This is a genomic window from Streptomyces sp. Tek67B01 (genome assembly GCF_055231995.1).
Genome location: NZ_JBUYUY010000001.1, coordinates 5,669,370 through 5,684,528 on the forward strand (window position 1 = coordinate 5,669,370; position 15,159 = coordinate 5,684,528).

At 72.6% G+C, this 15,159-nt stretch carries 15 protein-coding genes; 10 read left to right on the forward strand and 5 right to left on the reverse strand.

What is annotated here, in order from left to right:
• Nucleotides 1-97: 97 nt before the first annotated feature.
• The 8 genes from ACV7NM_RS25455 to ACV7NM_RS25490 all read left to right on the forward strand — a co-directional run bounded on the left by ACV7NM_RS25455 (nt 98) and on the right by ACV7NM_RS25490 (nt 7,817).
• Nucleotides 98-1,054, forward strand: a complete 957-nt coding sequence (locus ACV7NM_RS25455; protein WP_463412453.1) for a helix-turn-helix transcriptional regulator — start codon at nt 98-100, stop codon at nt 1,052-1,054.
• An 87-nt stretch (nt 1,055-1,141) separates the two neighbouring features.
• Nucleotides 1,142-2,110 (forward strand): helix-turn-helix transcriptional regulator, encoded by a 969-nt coding sequence (locus ACV7NM_RS25460; protein WP_463412454.1) that lies wholly within the window; start codon nt 1,142-1,144, stop codon nt 2,108-2,110.
• Between the two features lie 8 nt (nt 2,111-2,118).
• Nucleotides 2,119-2,352 (forward strand): hypothetical protein, encoded by a 234-nt coding sequence (locus ACV7NM_RS25465; RefSeq protein WP_463412455.1) that lies wholly within the window; start codon nt 2,119-2,121, stop codon nt 2,350-2,352.
• 26 nt (nt 2,353-2,378) lie between these two features.
• Complete coding sequence (locus tag ACV7NM_RS25470) at nt 2,379-2,579, forward strand: hypothetical protein (protein WP_463412456.1); 201 nt, start codon at nt 2,379-2,381, stop codon at nt 2,577-2,579.
• Between the two features lie 208 nt (nt 2,580-2,787).
• On the forward strand, nt 2,788-3,081 hold the full coding sequence (tatA, locus tag ACV7NM_RS25475) for a Sec-independent protein translocase subunit TatA (RefSeq protein ID WP_463412457.1): 294 nt from the start codon (nt 2,788-2,790) through the stop codon (nt 3,079-3,081).
• Nucleotides 3,082-3,137: 56 nt separating this feature from the next.
• Nucleotides 3,138-4,094, forward strand: coding sequence for a twin-arginine translocase subunit TatC (gene tatC / locus ACV7NM_RS25480; RefSeq protein ID WP_463412458.1), 957 nt, complete (start codon nt 3,138-3,140; stop codon nt 4,092-4,094).
• Between the two features lie 114 nt (nt 4,095-4,208).
• A complete protein-coding gene (locus tag ACV7NM_RS25485; protein ID WP_463412459.1) occupies nt 4,209-7,061 on the forward strand; it encodes a DEAD/DEAH box helicase in 2,853 nt (950 codons plus the stop codon).
• A 90-nt stretch (nt 7,062-7,151) separates the two neighbouring features.
• On the forward strand, nt 7,152-7,817 hold the full coding sequence (locus ACV7NM_RS25490; RefSeq protein WP_463412460.1) for a TetR/AcrR family transcriptional regulator: 666 nt from the start codon (nt 7,152-7,154) through the stop codon (nt 7,815-7,817).
• Between the two features lie 30 nt (nt 7,818-7,847).
• Here ACV7NM_RS25490 and ACV7NM_RS25495 read toward each other — a convergent pair whose 3' ends face one another.
• The 4 genes from ACV7NM_RS25495 to ACV7NM_RS25510 all read right to left on the reverse strand — a co-directional run bounded on the left by ACV7NM_RS25495 (nt 7,848) and on the right by ACV7NM_RS25510 (nt 12,492).
• Nucleotides 7,848-8,810 carry a pseudouridine synthase gene (locus ACV7NM_RS25495; protein ID WP_463412461.1) on the reverse strand — a complete coding sequence of 321 codons (963 nt, stop codon included), beginning with the start codon at nt 8,808-8,810 and terminating at the stop codon, nt 7,848-7,850.
• 43 nt (nt 8,811-8,853) lie between these two features.
• The gene (locus ACV7NM_RS25500) at nt 8,854-10,392 is read right to left on the reverse strand and encodes a serine hydrolase (RefSeq protein ID WP_463412462.1); all 1,539 of its coding nucleotides are present in this window, start codon (nt 10,390-10,392) and stop codon (nt 8,854-8,856) included.
• 305 nt (nt 10,393-10,697) lie between these two features.
• Complete coding sequence (locus ACV7NM_RS25505) at nt 10,698-11,537, reverse strand: siderophore-interacting protein (protein ID WP_463412463.1); 840 nt, start codon at nt 11,535-11,537, stop codon at nt 10,698-10,700.
• A gap of 49 nt (nt 11,538-11,586) precedes the next feature.
• Nucleotides 11,587-12,492: a 5'-3' exonuclease gene (locus tag ACV7NM_RS25510; RefSeq protein WP_463414066.1), complete on the reverse strand. Its 906-nt coding sequence runs from the start codon at nt 12,490-12,492 to the stop codon at nt 11,587-11,589.
• Between the two features lie 161 nt (nt 12,493-12,653).
• Here ACV7NM_RS25510 and ACV7NM_RS25515 point away from each other — a divergent pair, with 161 nt between their 5' ends.
• Together ACV7NM_RS25515 and ACV7NM_RS25520 are read left to right on the forward strand one after the other, a co-directional pair.
• Nucleotides 12,654-13,289, forward strand: a complete 636-nt coding sequence (locus ACV7NM_RS25515) for a helix-turn-helix domain-containing protein (protein WP_463412464.1) — start codon at nt 12,654-12,656, stop codon at nt 13,287-13,289.
• Nucleotides 13,290-13,294: 5 nt separating this feature from the next.
• Complete coding sequence (locus tag ACV7NM_RS25520) at nt 13,295-14,014, forward strand: helical backbone metal receptor (protein ID WP_463412465.1); 720 nt, start codon at nt 13,295-13,297, stop codon at nt 14,012-14,014.
• Here the strand turns inward: ACV7NM_RS25520 and ACV7NM_RS25525 are convergent.
• Complete coding sequence (locus tag ACV7NM_RS25525) at nt 14,011-15,129, reverse strand: TDT family transporter (protein ID WP_463412466.1); 1,119 nt, start codon at nt 15,127-15,129, stop codon at nt 14,011-14,013. The genes ACV7NM_RS25520 and ACV7NM_RS25525 overlap by 4 nt on opposite strands.
• Between the last annotated feature and the right edge of the window lie 30 nt (nt 15,130-15,159).

Below are 15,159 nucleotides of genomic sequence, written 5' to 3' on the forward strand. Positions count from 1 at the left end.
GGGCCCTCGCTTTTGCGGGGGACCTCCGGGGCGGTACGGTCACGGTCACGGGTGTGTACGCCGGCGGGTGTACGTGGGGAAGGGCGGAAGGGCGTCGATGGCGATTGCCAAGGCCGAGCGGCTGATGAACCTGGCGTTGTGCCTGCTGGGGACCCGTAGGCCGCTGAGCAAGCGTGAGCTGCGGGCGTCCATCGAGGCGTACTTGGAAGCGGGGAACGACGAGTCCTTCAACCGCATGTTCGAGCGGGACAAGGACGATCTGCGGGAACTCGGTCTGGTGATCGAGACGGTGGAGAACCTGGAGGGCGAGACCGGCTACCTGGCCCGCCGGGACAGCAACCGGCTGCCGCCCGTCTCCCTGGACGCCGAGGAGGCCGCCGCCCTGGGGCTGGCGGCCAAGGTGTGGCAGCAGGCCCGGCTGGCGGGCGCCGCCAGCGGGGCGCTGCAAAAGCTGCGCGCGGGCGGGATGCCGGAGGCCGGCGACCCGTACGAGGGCCAGCACAGCGCGATCGAGCCGCGCATCCCGGTGCACGAGGCGGCCTTCGAGCCGCTGATGCTGGCTTGCCGGGACCGGCGGCCGGTGGTGTTCGACTACCGCAAGTCCACCGCGGCCCACCCCGAGGCCCGACAGGTCGAGCCGTGGGCGCTGGAGTGCTGGCGGGGCCACTGGTACCTGGCGGGCTTCGATCGCGACCGCGGGGCGGAGCGGGTGTTCCGGCTGTCGCGGATCACCGGCAAGGTCCGCTCGCGGGCCGGCAAGTACACCGCGCCGGTGCCGGACGTGGTGACGGTGCGGGAGACCGTGGCGAGCTGGGCCGGTGAGAGCGCGGACCGCACCGCGCGCATCCGGTTGCGCGCCGGGTCCGGATACCCCCTGCGGGCCAAGGCCGCCTCGGTCGAGGAGGGCACCGACGGCTGGGACGAACTGGAGATCCCGTACGGGCACGGTCTGGACGCCTGGCTGGTGGAGTTCGGCCCGGACGTGGTGGTGGTGGAGCCCGCCGACCTGCGTGCGGACGTGGTGGACCGGTTGCGCGCCGTCGCGCTCGGCTGACCGGCCGCGGCGGGGAGCGGCCGCGCCGGGGAAATCCGTACCGCTCGGATGTCATGAACGCACGCCCTGAGGGGGAGACGTACCAGCATGGCTGCGAACGCCATTGACCAGACCCGCCGGATGCTGTCCTTGGTGACGTATCTGCGCGAACGCCCCGGGGCGCACGTCGCCGATGTCGCGCGCGCCTTCGGGATCACCGAGGACGAGCTGATCTCGGACCTCGACGTGCTGCCGATGTGCGGGACGAGTTTCCGGGGCGGGGACCTGCTCGACATCGACACCGACGGGGAGCGCATCTGGTGGCGCAACCCCGACGCGTCGGGGGAGTCGACGGCCGAGCCGCTGCGGTTGGCCGCGGACGAGGCGACCGCGCTTTTGGTGGCCGCCCGCGCGGTGGCGACCCTGCCCGGGCTGCGCGAGAGCGACCGGGACGCCCTGCTGCGGGCCACCGCGAAGCTGGAGGCGGCCGCCGGCGAGGCGGCGGGCGCCAGCTCCCGACTGTCGGTGACCTTCGAGTCCGAGGGCGGGGTCTTCGCGGACGTCGACCGGGCCATCGCGGAGCGCCGGCGGCTCTGGCTGCGCTACTACTCGCCCGCGCGGGACGAGCTGACCGAGCGTACGGTCGACCCGATCCGGCTGTTCGCGGTGGGGCACACGTACATGGAGGGGTGGTGCCACCTCTCCGAGGCCCGGCGCACCTTCCGCCTGGACCGGGTCGCGGAGATCCGGCTGCTGGACGAGCGGGCCGATCCGCCGGCGATCGAGCCCCGCGACCTGTCCGAGGGGCTGGTCCAGCCGGCCGCGGAGGACCCGGAGGTCGTGGTCGAGGTCGGCCCCGGCGGCCGCTGGGTCGCCGAGTACTACCCGCACGACAGCGCCGAGGAACTGGCCGGGGGCGGTCTGCGGATCACGCTGCGCAGCCCGGACCCGGCGTCGCTGCGCCGGCTCGCGCTGCGGCTCGGCCGGGAGGGGCGGATCGTGTCGCCTCCGGAGCTGGCGCAGAGCGCGCGCAGCGCCGCACGAGCGGCACTCGCGGGATACGGGGAACAGGGCTAGGGGGAGCGATGCCGTCATCACCGGGGGGCGCTCCGGTCACCTTCAAGGCGGGGTGTCCGCAGTGCCGGGGGCGTTTCGAGCTCGCGGCGGGCGCGCTGCGCCTGGCGATCGGCGGCAGCCGCCGCAGCACCTTCTACTCGTTCACGTGCCCCGAGTGCGGGGCGCAGGTGCGCAAGCCGGCCGGGGAACGGATCGTGGAGCTGCTCACGGGCGGCGGAGTGAGCACCCTGCGCAGCGTCTGAGGCGCCGGCGGCGCTAGGCTCCTCCCATGATGTGGCCGATGCTCGCAATTGCCCTGGGATTCCTGGGTCTCGTCGTGCTGGCGGTGCCGGCCGTGCGGGTCTTCCTGGAGGTGCGGCGGCTGTCGGCGCAGGTGACCGAGGCCAGCCGCCGGGTCACCGAGGCCGCCGGCGACCTGGAGCGGGCCGCGTCGGACCTGGCCCGCGCCGGTCGGGCCGCGAGCCGGTAGGCGTACCCTCGTAGAAACCTCGGGTACGGGGTCGTACCATCCCCTGACCGGGTCCGGGCCCGACCGCGCCGCAGTGGGCGGAGAGCACCGGGGGATTGCCTGGCGTTAACCCCCGGGGGTTACGATCCATGCAGGAGCGGTGACGGGATCTTCGGCCCGGGCCGCCCGCCACCCCAACCAGCCGTTTCGGTGAGAAGGAAGTCAGCCCATGATCGGCAACCTGAAGCCTCTTGAACTCCTCCTGATCATCGCCGTGGTCTTCCTGCTCTTCGGTGCCAAGAAGCTCCCCGACATGGCGCGCTCCCTCGGTAAGTCGGCCCGCATCCTCAAGAGCGAGGCCAAGGCGATGAAGCAGGACGGGCAGGCCGAGGACGTCGCCGCCGCCCCGGTCGCCGACCAGGCCCCGCAGCAGCCGACCGTCACGCGCACGATCCAGGCCTCGCCCGGTGACGTCACCAGCGCCCGTCCGGTCGGCGAGCCGAACCGCACCACCCAGGGCTGACGGTTCGCGGCCTCACCGGTCACGCCAGTCATCTGCAACGAGACAAGGGACGTGGGTTGCTCAAGTCTGCCCGCAAGCAGGGTCAAGCGAACAAGGACGCCGAAGGGCGTATGCCCCTTGTCGAGCACCTGCGTGAGCTGAGAAACCGCTTGCTGAAGTCGGTCCTGGCGATCCTCGTGATCACCGTGGTGGCGGCCTTCTTCTACAAGCACCTCATCGACTTCATGCTGAAGCCGATGCTGGACTCCGTGGGCTGCACCAACGGTGTGGTCTCGCAGCGCAACGGCCGTCCCTGCGCCGACATGACGGTGAACGGCCTCATCGCGCCGTTCTCGATCGCCCTGAAGGTCTCGCTCACCGCCGGCGTGGTGCTCTCGGCGCCGGTGTGGCTCTACCAGTTGTGGGCGTTCGTCGCCCCCGGTCTGCACAGCCACGAGAAGAAGTACGCCGTCGGGTTCGTGGGGGCCGGAGCGCCGCTGTTCGCGGCCGGCGCCGTCCTCGCGTACAAGATCCTCCCGCAGACCGCGATGATCCTGCTGGAGTTCACGCCGGACAACGCGCGCAACCTGTTGCCGGTCGACGACTACCTCGACCTGGTCACGCGCATGGTCGTCGTCTTCGGTCTCGCCTTCGAGCTGCCGCTGCTGCTGATCCTGCTGAACTTCACCGGTGTGCTGACCGCGAAACGGCTGGCGAGCTGGTGGCGGATCATGGTGCTCGGCATCACGATCTTCGCGGCGTTCGCGACGCCCACCGGTGACCCGCTCACCATGATGTCGCTGGCCGCCCCGATCATCGCCCTGTACTTCCTCGCGCTCGGCCTGTGCCTGATCAACGACCGCAGGCGGGGGCGCCGCAACCCCGACGCCGACCTCGACGACGACGAGGCCTCCGCCCTGGACCTGACGCCCGCGCCCATCGGCGCGGTCGAGGCCGCCCCGCTCCCCTCGGCGCTGCCCGTGCAGGACGACGGCGGGCGCGAGCGGATCAACGGCTACGACGACGCGACCTGACGGGCCCGCGCCCGGGCCCGGCCCCCGGGCCCGGGCGCGGGCCCGGGGCCGGTCATCGAGCTCCCCGTAAAGATCCGACTGTTGTCACAGGCGGCGGGTAGGCTCGAAGACAAGATGACCGAAGAACTCTCACCCGCGCAGCGGTACGCCGCCGCCCGGCTCCGCGCCGCCGAAGAGGCCACCGCCCTGGCTCCCTTCCGCGAGATGTACGAATTCGACCTGGACCCGTACCAGGTCGAGGCCTGCCGGGCCCTGGAGACGGGCAAGGGCGTCCTCGTCGCCGCCCCCACCGGTTCGGGCAAGACGATCGTCGGCGAGTTCGCCGTGCACCTCGCGCTGGCGCAGGGCCGCAAGTGCTTCTACACCACGCCGATCAAGGCGCTGTCGAACCAGAAGTACGCCGACCTCGTCAAGCGCTACGGCGCCGAGAAGGTCGGCCTGCTGACCGGTGACAACAGCGTCAACTCCGAGGCGCCGGTGGTCGTGATGACCACCGAGGTGCTCCGCAACATGCTCTACGCGGGCTCCCAGTCGCTGCGCGGCCTCGGCTACGTGGTCATGGACGAGGTGCACTACCTCTCGGACCGGTTCCGCGGCGCCGTCTGGGAGGAAGTGATCATCCACCTCCCGGAGTCGGTGACCCTGGTCTCGCTCTCCGCCACCGTCTCCAACGCCGAGGAGTTCGGCGACTGGCTCGACACCGTGCGCGGGGACACCGAGGTCATCGTCTCCGAGGAGCGGCCCGTACCGCTGTGGCAGCACGTCATGGCCGGCCGCAAGGTCTACGACCTCTTCGAGGAGGAGTCCGACCACGGCGGCCGGGGCTCCGCCCGCCGCGAGGTCAACCCCGACCTGCTGCGCATGGCGCGGGAGGAGAACAGCCGCACGTACAACCCGAAGGACCGGCGGCGCGGCAAGATGGTCCGCGAGGCCGACCGCGAGCGCGAGCGGCGCTCCCGCGGCCGGATCTGGACCCCCAGCCGGCCCGAGGTCATCGCCCGCCTCGACAACGAGGACCTCCTCCCGGCCATCAACTTCATCTTCAGTCGCGCCGGCTGCGAGGCCGCCGTCCAGCAGTGCCTGTACGCGGGGCTGCGCCTCAACGACGACAGCGCCCGCCTGCGGGTCCGGGAGATCGTCGAGGAACGGACCGCGTCCATCCCCACCGAGGATCTGCACGTCCTCGGGTACTACGAATGGCTGGAGGGGCTGGAGCGGGGCATCGCCGCGCACCACGCCGGAATGCTGCCGACCTTCAAGGAGGTCGTGGAGGAACTGTTCGTCCGGGGCCTGGTCAAGGCCGTCTTCGCCACCGAGACCCTCGCGCTCGGCATCAACATGCCCGCGCGCACGGTGATCCTGGAGAAGCTGGTCAAGTGGAACGGCGAGCAGCACGCCGACATCACCCCCGGCGAGTACACGCAGCTCACCGGCAGGGCCGGGCGGCGAGGCATCGACGTCGAGGGCCACGCGGTGGTGTTGTGGCAGCGCGGCATGGACCCGGTGGCGCTCGCCGGGCTCGCGGGCACCCGTACGTACCCGCTGCGCTCCAGCTTCAAGCCGTCCTACAACATGGCCGTGAACCTCGTGCAGCAGTTCGGGCGGCACCGCTCGCGCGAGCTGCTGGAGACCTCGTTCGCACAGTTCCAGGCCGACCGCTCGGTCGTCGGGATCTCCCGGCAGGTGCAGCGCAACGAGGAGGGCCTGGACGGCTACCGGGAGGGCATGACCTGCCACCTCGGGAACTTCGAGGAGTACGCGCGGCTGCGCCGCGACCTCAAGGACCGCGAGACGGAGCTGGCCAAGCAGGGCGCGGCGCAGCGGCGCGTCCAGGCGGCCGGTTCGCTGGAGAAGCTCAAGCCGGGTGACGTCATCCACGTGCCGACCGGCAAGTTCGCCGGCCTCGCGCTCGTCCTGGACCCGGGCATGCCGGCAGGACGGTCCAACGGGCACCGCGGGTACGAGTACACCGAGGGGCCGCGGCCGCTGGTGCTCACCGTGGAACGGCAGGTCAAGCGGCTCGCCGCGATCGACTTCCCGGTGCCGGTGGAGGCGATCGACCGGATGCGCATCCCGAAGACCTTCAACCCCCGTTCGCCGCAGTCCCGTAGGGACCTGGCGTCCGCGCTGCGGGCCAAGGCCGGGCACATAGTCCCGGAACGGCGCGGGCGCGGGCGGGCCGCCGCGGCCGACGACCGCGAGATCGCCCGGCTGCGCGCCGAGCTGCGGGCGCACCCCTGCCACGGCTGTGACGAGCGCGAGGACCACGCGCGCTGGGCGGAGCGCTACCACCGGCTCAAGCGGGACACCGTGCAACTGGAACGGCGCATCGAGGGGCGGACGAACACCATCGCCCGCACCTTCGACCGGATCCACGCCCTGCTGACCGAGCTGGACTACCTGCGCGAGGACGAGGTCACCGTGCACGGCAAGCGGCTCGCCCGGCTCTACGGGGAGCTGGACCTGTTGGCGTCCGAGTGTCTGCGCGAGGATGTCTGGGAGGGCCTGAACCCGGCCGAACTCGCCGCCTGCGTCTCGGCGTTGGTGTTCGAGGCGCGCCAGTCCGACGACGCGGTGGCGCCCAAGGTGCCGGGCGGCGCGGCGAAGGCGGCGTTGGGCGAGATGGTCCGCATCTGGGGCCGGCTCGACGCGCTGGAGGAGGAACACCGCATCAACCAGGCGGAGGGCGTGGGCCAGCGCGAGCCGGACCTCGGCTTCGCGTGGGCCGCCTACCAGTGGGCGTCCGACAAGAGCCTGGACGAGGTGCTGCGCGAGGCGGAGATGCCGGCGGGCGACTTCGTGCGCTGGTGCAAGCAGGTCATCGACGTGCTCGGGCAGATCGCCGCGGCGGCCCCCTCGTCCTCCGCTCCGCCGTCCTCCCAGGGCGGCAGCACGGTGGCGCGAAATGCCCGTAAGGCCGTGGACCAGCTCCTTCGCGGTGTGGTGGCCTACAGCTCCGTCGGCTAAGCGGATTTGGGTCTTCCTCCGAGAGGCGGGAAGGCCGGATCTCATCTCTTGCCATGATCGATCCGACGTGTCCTGTGCGACGATCGACGCATGAGTGCGGGAGCGGACGAAGGGCCGAGACGGGTCGGTCGACCACGCGCCGATCAGGTGAGACGGCACGGCGACCGGCCGCCGCGCGAGGAACTCCTCTGCGCGGCGGCCGAGTTGTTCACGGTGCACGGGTACGCGGCGACCACCACGCGGACCGTCGCCGAACGGGCCGGAATGCGCCAGGCGACGATGTACCACTACTTCGGCGGCAAGGAGGAACTCCTCGCCGAACTGCTGGAGTCCACGGTCGCGCCCTCGCTGACGCTGGCCCGGCGGCTGGTGGCCGATACCGCACTGCCCGGCGCGCGCCGCCTGTGGGAGCTGTGCCGATCCGATGTGTTGCTGCTGTGCGGAGACCCGTACAACCTGGGCGCGCTCTACCTGTTGCCCGAAGTGGGCGGTGCCCGCTTCGGGCGGTTCCACCGGATGCGCCGGGAACTGCGGGACTCCTACCGGGAGTTGCTGCGCGCGACCTCGGTCGGGGCCGAACTGGCCGGGGACGAGGCCGGCCTGGCGCTGCGCAACGACCTCGTCTTCGGACTCGTCGAGGGCGTCATGCTCGTCCACCGATCCGACCCGGCGCGGCCGGTCGCGGCCTTCGCGGAGGCCGCCGCCGACGCGGCGCTGCGGGTCGCGGGGCTCAGCGAGAAGGCCCGGGGCGGGTGAGCGCGAGGCTGCCCGGGAGTCCGGCGCGGTTCAGGGTCCGGACTCCCAGCCGGGCAGGTCGTCCCAGGCCCGCAGGGTCAGGCCGCTCTCCAGGCGGTGGGCGGTCCCCGTCACAGGGTCGGTGAAGGCGAGGGTGCGGGCCAGTAGTTGGAGCGGGCGCCGGTAGTCCGCGGGATCCGCCGCCGCGGCGACCACCGGGTACACCGGGTCGCCCAGGATCGGCAGGCCCAGACTGTTCATGTGCACCCGCAGCTGGTGGGTGCGCCCGGTACGAGGGATCAGCCGGTAGCAGCCCAGCGCCCCGCGGGTGGCGATCAGCTCCACGACGCTCTCGGCATTGGGCTCGGCGCCGGGTACCTCCACCGCCGCCATCTGTCCGCGGACCTTCTCGATGTGGCTGCGCACCGTACGGGGAAGGCGGACCCGCGGATCGTGCGGGGCGACGGCCTCGTACTCCTTGAACACCTTCCGCTGCTCGAACAGGGACTGGTAGGCGCCGCGGTCCTGCGGACGGACGCTGAACATCACCAGTCCGGCGGTCATCCGGTCGAGGCGGTGCGCCGGGCTGAGGGCGGGCAGCTCCAGCTCCGCGCGCAACCGGGCCAGAGCGGTCTGGAAGACGTGGGTGCCGCGCGGGGTCGTGGCCAGGAAGTGCGGCTTGTCCACGACCAGCAGGTGCGCGTCGCGGTGGACGACACGGATCGGGAACGGCACGACCGGCTCGGGCGGCATGTCCCGGTGGAACCACAGGAACGCGCCCGGCTCGTACGGGTCCCCCGGGCCGAGGACGCGACCGCCGGGGCCGAGCACCCGGCCCGACTCCAACAGGCGCGCCATGGACTCGGCGCCTCGGGTACCGGCGTAGCGGGCGGTCAGGTAGGCGCCGAGGTCGGGCCACAGGCCGTCCGGGTCGGGGGGCAGCCGCAGCCGGACCGGGTCGATGCCGGCCCGCTGGGGCAGGGGCGCTGGAGGGATGTGGGATCTGCGTCTCATCGGGGTCCAGCGTAGGCGCTGCCCGGCCGGCGGCAGGGGGCGGCTACTGCCGGGTGAAGGTCCCCAGGTGGTTGGCGTCGAGGTACTCGATGCGCAGGTTGCCGTCGGTGAAGACCGCTCCGGTGCGGCCGACGGCGTTCTCGCCCCGGGTCTCGAAGCTGAACGTGTCGCCGTCGTAGTGGGTGAGCGGGTAGCGCTGGGGTTTCGGGCCCAGGGAGAGGGTGAGGCCGCTGCCGTCGGGGTTCGCGGTGACGGTGGCCTTGCCGTAGTAGGGGTTGTCGTACGTGCCGGTGTACGCGGAGTCCGCCTTGGCGGGTTTCGCGGTGGCGGGCGGGTGGGCGTAGTCGGTGTGCGAGTGGCCGGTGTCGTCCATCGTCGCGTACAGCTGCGCGAGGAGTCCGAGCCAGTCGGCGGTGGCCTTGCCGTGCTCGGCGAAGTCGAAGAAGTCCAGCGCGACGGCGTCGGCGAGACCGACCGGGGCGCCGTTGGTCAGGACGACGATGCCGAGGCGCTCCAGGGGGAGCATCGTGACGCTGGTGTTGGCGCCGAGGTCGAAGGCGCCGGAGTGGCTCAGGCGCACCCGGCCGGCGGCGTCGTAGCCGACGTTCCAGCCGAGCCCGTAGAACGAGGTCGTACCGGTGGCGTTGACGGGCTGCGAGACGATCTCGGGCAGATGGGTGCGGGCGAGGGTGTCCGCGGGGATGATCCGCTTGCCGTCGAGGGTGCCGCCGGAGAGCTGGAGGCGCATCCAGCGGGCCATGTCGCGGGCGGTGGAGCTGACGCCACCGGCGGGGGCCTGGGCGTCGGGGTCGCGGACGAAGCGCGGGCTCCAGGTGCCGTCGGGGTTCTTGACGTGGGTGGCGGCGCGGTCGGGGGCGTGGGCGAACGCGGAGAACTGGGTGCTGGTACGGGTCATGCCGGCGGGCTTGAAGAGGGTGTCGTCGGCGAGCTTCTGCCAGCTGACGCCGTGGGCCCTGGCGATGGCCTCGGCGGCGGCGGTGAGGCCGAAGTTGGTGTAGGCGTAGCTCGCGCGGAAGGGGGTGAGGGGCTCCAGGCGCAGGTGGTCCAGGATGTACGTCCGGTCGTAGCCGAGGTCTTCGAGGAGGTCTCCGGCGTGGTCGGGGAGGCCGCTGCGGTGGGAGAAGAGGTCGGCCGTCGTGACGTGGTCGGTGACCCAGGGGTCCTTGAGCGCGAAGCCGGGGAGGGTGACGTGGTCGTCCCACTGGGCGGGGTCCTTGAGGACGCCGGCGACGACGGTGGAGGAGACGGGCTTGGAGAGGGAGGCGATCTGGAAGACGGTGTCGGGGTCGACGGTGGCGCTCTCGCCGGTCTTGCGGACGCCGAAGCCCTTGAGGTGGATGACCTTGTCGTTGTGGACGACGGCGACGGAGACACCGGGGACGCCGGTGCGGGCCATCATGGCGGCGACGGTGGCGTCGAGGCGGGCCACGGCCTTGTCGACGGCGGCGTCGGTGAGGAGGGGGTGCGGGGGTGGCGGCGGGGCGGGTGTGGTGGCGGCCGTCGTGGTCGCCACGACGAGGAGGGCGGCGCCGGTGGTGGCGAGTGCGTGAAGGGTACGCATGGGGTCAGTGTCCCGCCGAACGGATGAACCCGCCTGGGGGCTGCGCCGCGGGGGTGGTGGCGCTGCGCGGTCCCGGCTGCGCCGGGCTTGCGGGGCTCCGCCCCGCGCCCCGCGCCTCAAACGCCGGCGAGGCTGGATTTGGCCGGGCTTCAAGCGCCGGTGGGGCTGGGTTTGCCCGCGCCTCAAGCTGGCGAAGCTGGGTTTCCGCGCCGGCGGGGCTGGGTTTCCCGCGCCGGCGAGGCTGAGTTTCCCGGGGCCCGGGCGCCGGCGGGGCTGGGTTTCCCGGGGCTCGGGCCTGGGTGGGGTCAGGCTGCCGTGGCGGGTTCTTGTTCGGCTTCGACCCTGGCGTTCCAGTCGCGCTTTATCGCGCGCCAGGCCTCGTCCGTCTGGCCCAGGCGCCAGTAGCCCGAGATGGAGAGGCGGTCGCGCGGGATGCCGCGGGCCACGCGGAGGTGGTGGCGGAGGTCCTTCACGAAGCCCGCCTCGCCGTGGACGAAGGCGTGGACGTCCCGGGAGGGGAACTCCAGCGCCGAGACCGCCTCCAGCAACGCCTCGCCGATCGGGCGGTCGCCGCGGTGGAGCCAGACCGGGACGACACCGTCAGGGGTGGCGATCTTCTGCTCGTCGGCCGGGCCCTCGATCTCCACGAACGCGCGCACCACCGCGCCGACCGGCATCCGCTCCATCGCCGCGCCGATCGCCGGCAGGGCGCTCTCATCGCCCGCCAGCAGGTGCCAGCCCGCCGTGGGGGAGGGGGCGTAGGCGCCGCCGGGGCCGAGGAAACGTACCTCCTCGCCCGGCTCGACGGCGGCGGCCCAAGGCCCGGCCACGCCCTCGTCGCCGTGCACCACGAAGTCGAGGGCCAGCTCCCGGTGCACCGGGTCCCAACTGCGGACCGTGTACGCCCGCTGGCGCGGCCACTCCTCGCGCGGGTGTTCCGCGCGGATCCGGTCCAGGTCCCAGGGGGCCGCGTAGCGGACGCCTTCGGGGGCGAAGAGGAGCTTCACGTAGTGGTCGGTGAACTCGCCCGCGCCGAATCCGGCCAGGCCGTCACCACCCAGCACCACGCGCACCATGTGCGGCGTCAGCCGCTCGGTGCGTACGACGACGGCGGTGCCGACGGTGCGAACGCGTCCTTCAGCCACGGCTTCTCTCCTGACTCCCCAGAAACTTAGGTTCCCCTAAGTTAGCACCTCAGTGGTGCAGCGCGCTGCTCAGCCTGGCCACGGCTCCGCCCAGACCCCAGCGGCGGGCGAGCGCGTCGACCATCTCGGGCCGGGCCGGCGCCGCCGGGAGCGCCGGGTCGAAGTCGGGAAGCGGGACGTCCGAGGCGACCTTGACCACCTTCGGGGCCACCGCCAGGTACGGCCGCGACTCGTCCAGCCGCTTGCGCTGCGTGGGGGTCAGCTTCGACTTCGGGTCGTCGATCGCCGCGATGATCCCGGCCAGGTCGCCGAACGCGTCCAGCAGCTTCGCCGCCGTCTTCTCGCCGATCCCGGGCACCCCAGGCAGGCCGTCGCTGGGGTCGCCGCGCAGCAGCGCCAGGTCCGCGTAGCCGGGCCCGTCCACCCCGTACTTCTCGCGCAGCCACGCCTCGTCCGTCACCTGGAGCGAGCCGACGCCCTTGAGCGGGTAAAGGACGCGTCGCCGCTTCCCGTCGTCGATCAGCTGGTACAGGTCCCGGTCGCCCGTGACGATGTCCACCGGGCCGGTCGCCCGGGCGGTGAGGGTCCCGATGACGTCGTCCGCCTCGTACCCGGCGACGCCCACCCGGGCGATGCCGAACGCGTCCAGCGCGGCCTCGATGATCGGCACCTGCGGCGTGAGGGTGTCGGGCGTCTCCTCCACGTCGGGGCCGCTCTCGGTTTCCTCGGCGACCCGGTGCGCCTTGTACGACGGGATCAGGTCCACCCGCCACTGCGGTCGCCAGTCGGCGTCCATGCAGGCCACCAGGTCGTCGGGACGGTGGTCTTGGACCAGTCGCCCGATGAAGTCGAGCAGGCCGCGCACGGCGTTGACCGGTGTGCCGTCGGGGGCCTTCACGGAGTCCGGCACGCCGAAGTACGCGCGGAAGTAGAGGGAGGCGGTGTCCAGGAGCATCAGGCGTCGTGTCGTCACGCTGACGATGATGCCGCAGCCGCCCCGTCGGCCGCCGACGTCGGCCGGTCCTGCCGTGAACGCGAATCCGGGGGCGGTTGCTGCGTAAGGTGCTTACAGCACACCGATGTGCGACGAGTGGATTAGGGGAGGGCAGCCCCGACATGAACGGCAAGGACGGCAGGGACGGAAAGATCGGCACGCACGGCAGGGACGAGAAGGAGAAGGACGCCAAGGAGCAACCGCTTCGGGTGGGTGTCGCCGTGCGCAAGCGGCGCCGCGCCCTCCATCTGACCCTGGCCGTCGTATCGGCGCGCAGCGGCCTGTCCGTGCCCTTCCTGAGCCAGATAGAGAACGAGCGGGCCCGGCCGAGCATGCGGTCCCTGGAGCGGGTCGCGGACGCGCTGGAGACCACCGCCGTCGAGTTGCTGGCCGCCTCCGACACCGCGCGCACGGTGGACCTCGTACGGGCCGGGGACGACTCCGGTCTGGCGCCGGCCCCGGGCGTGCGTCCACTCGTACGCGGGCACCACCAACTGCACGCGCTGGAGTTCAGCGGGGACCAGGACGCGGGCCGCGAGTACCAGCACCGCAACGACGAGCTGATGTACGTCGTCGCGGGCGCCTGCCAGGTCGAGGCCGAGGGGCGGGCTTACCGGCTGGAGAACGGCGACGCGCTGTTCCTGTCCGGTGGCGTGCGCCACCGCTGGCGGGCGATGAGCGAGGACACCCGCATCCTGGTGGTGGCGGTGGGGGAGCACATCCACGCGACGTCCGAGCCGCCCTCGCCGGAGCACTGAGCGGCGTGCGGCGGATCGTCTCGCTGGTGCCGTCGCTGACCGAGGCGGTGGCGGTGAGCGCCCCGGGCCTGCTCGTCGGGGTCACCGACTGGTGCACGCGTCCCGAGGACCTCGGGGGAGCGCTGCGGATCGGCGGGACGAAGAACCCCGACGTGTCCGCGATCGTCGGGCTGCGCCCGGACCTCGTCATCGCGAACGAGGAGGAGAACCGGGCCGCCGACCTGGCGGCCCTGCGGGCGGCCGGGGTGCGGGTGCTGGTCACCGAGGTCCGCTCGTTGCCGCAGGCCTTCGGCGAGCTGGACCGGCTGCTGGTCGAGGTGTTGGGGCGGGCGCGACCGGGTTGGCTCGCCGACGCCGAGAAGGCGTGGGCGGCGGTGGAGCCCCCGGCCGCGGTGCGCGCCGTCGTACCGGTGTGGCGGCGACCGTGGATGGTCCTGGGGCGGGACACCTTCGCCGGGGACGTGCTGGGCCGCCTCGGGGTGCGCAACGTCTACGCCGGCCACGCCGAGCGCTACCCGCGCGTGACACCGGCCGAGGCGGACGCCGCGGGCTGCGACCTGGTGGTCCTGCCGGACGAGCCGTACCGGTTCACCGCGCAGGACGGCCCCGAGGCGTTCTCGGGCCTGCCGGCCGCGCTCGTCAGCGGCCGGCACCTGACCTGGTACGGGCCCTCGCTGGCGGAGGCTCCGACGGTACTGGCCGAGGCCCTGCGGGCCGCCCGTTAGCGGGGCAGCAGCCGGCCCGTGAACAGACCGCGCAGGGTGTGCGCGGTGGCGAGGAGCCAGGTGGTGAGCAGGGTCAGGAACAGGGCCCAGGCCAGCCAGGAGAAGGCGGTCAGGTCGGTGTGGCGGGCCAGGCCGGCGGCTCCGGTCACACAGGTGCCGACGGGGAAGGTCAGCGCCCACCAGGTCATCGTGAAGCCCATGCCGGCCCGGGCCGCCCGGAGCAGCATCGCGGCGGCGAGGGCCAGCCACAGCAGGGCGAAGCCCATCACGGGCACCCCGTACACCACGGCGAAGGCCCCGAACGCGTTCGCGTAGGGGGCGCCGATCGACAGGGGGGCCATGTCGGCGAGCTGGTTGACGGCGGTGGTCGACTGGCCGAGGGGGCCCAGGACCAGGAACAGGGTGGGGGTCAGTGCCAGGGGCAGCGGTCCGCTCACGATCAGGCGGCCGAACACCAGTGGCAGCATCGTCAAGGTGGCCAGCAGGCTGAGGCCGAACATGGCGTAGCAGGCCAGCAGCATCGCCTCGCGGGCCTGGCCGGCGGGCAGGTGCGGGATGAGCAGGGGGCCGAGGGCGGCGGAGACCATGGGGGAGACCAGCGGCAGCAGCCATACGGGCGTGGCCTGCCGCGGCTCGACCTCGTGCCGCACCACCATCAGGTAGGGGACCAGTACGGCCATCAGCAGGCCGATCACGGTCCCGGCGGTGTACAGCACGGCGTCGGCGGCGACGGCCGCCGGGGCGCCGATCACGTCCTTGCCGACGAGCAGGGCGCCGGCGCCGACGGCCGGCAGGGCCATGGCCGGGCAGCCGTAGAAGGGGGCGACGGCGGGGTCGAGGAGGTGGGCGCGCGCCTGGTCGCGGTGGTGGAGCCAGTGCCCGGCCCGGGCGGTGAGCAGCACGGCGAGGGCCGCGGCGGACAGGACCCAGACGAGCCGGCAGGCCACCTGCTGACCGGGGAGCTGGTACGGGAGGGTGGCGCCCGCGTTGGCGACGATCGCCGTGCCCATCACGCAGGCGTACCAGTTGGGGCCGAGGTGCCGGAGCGCGGGGGCCTTGTGGGCCCGGGGCGCGGGTTCGGTGGTGGTGCGGGGTCGCACGAGGGTGGTGACCATGGGCCCAGCCTCGTGTCCGGGCGCGGTCGG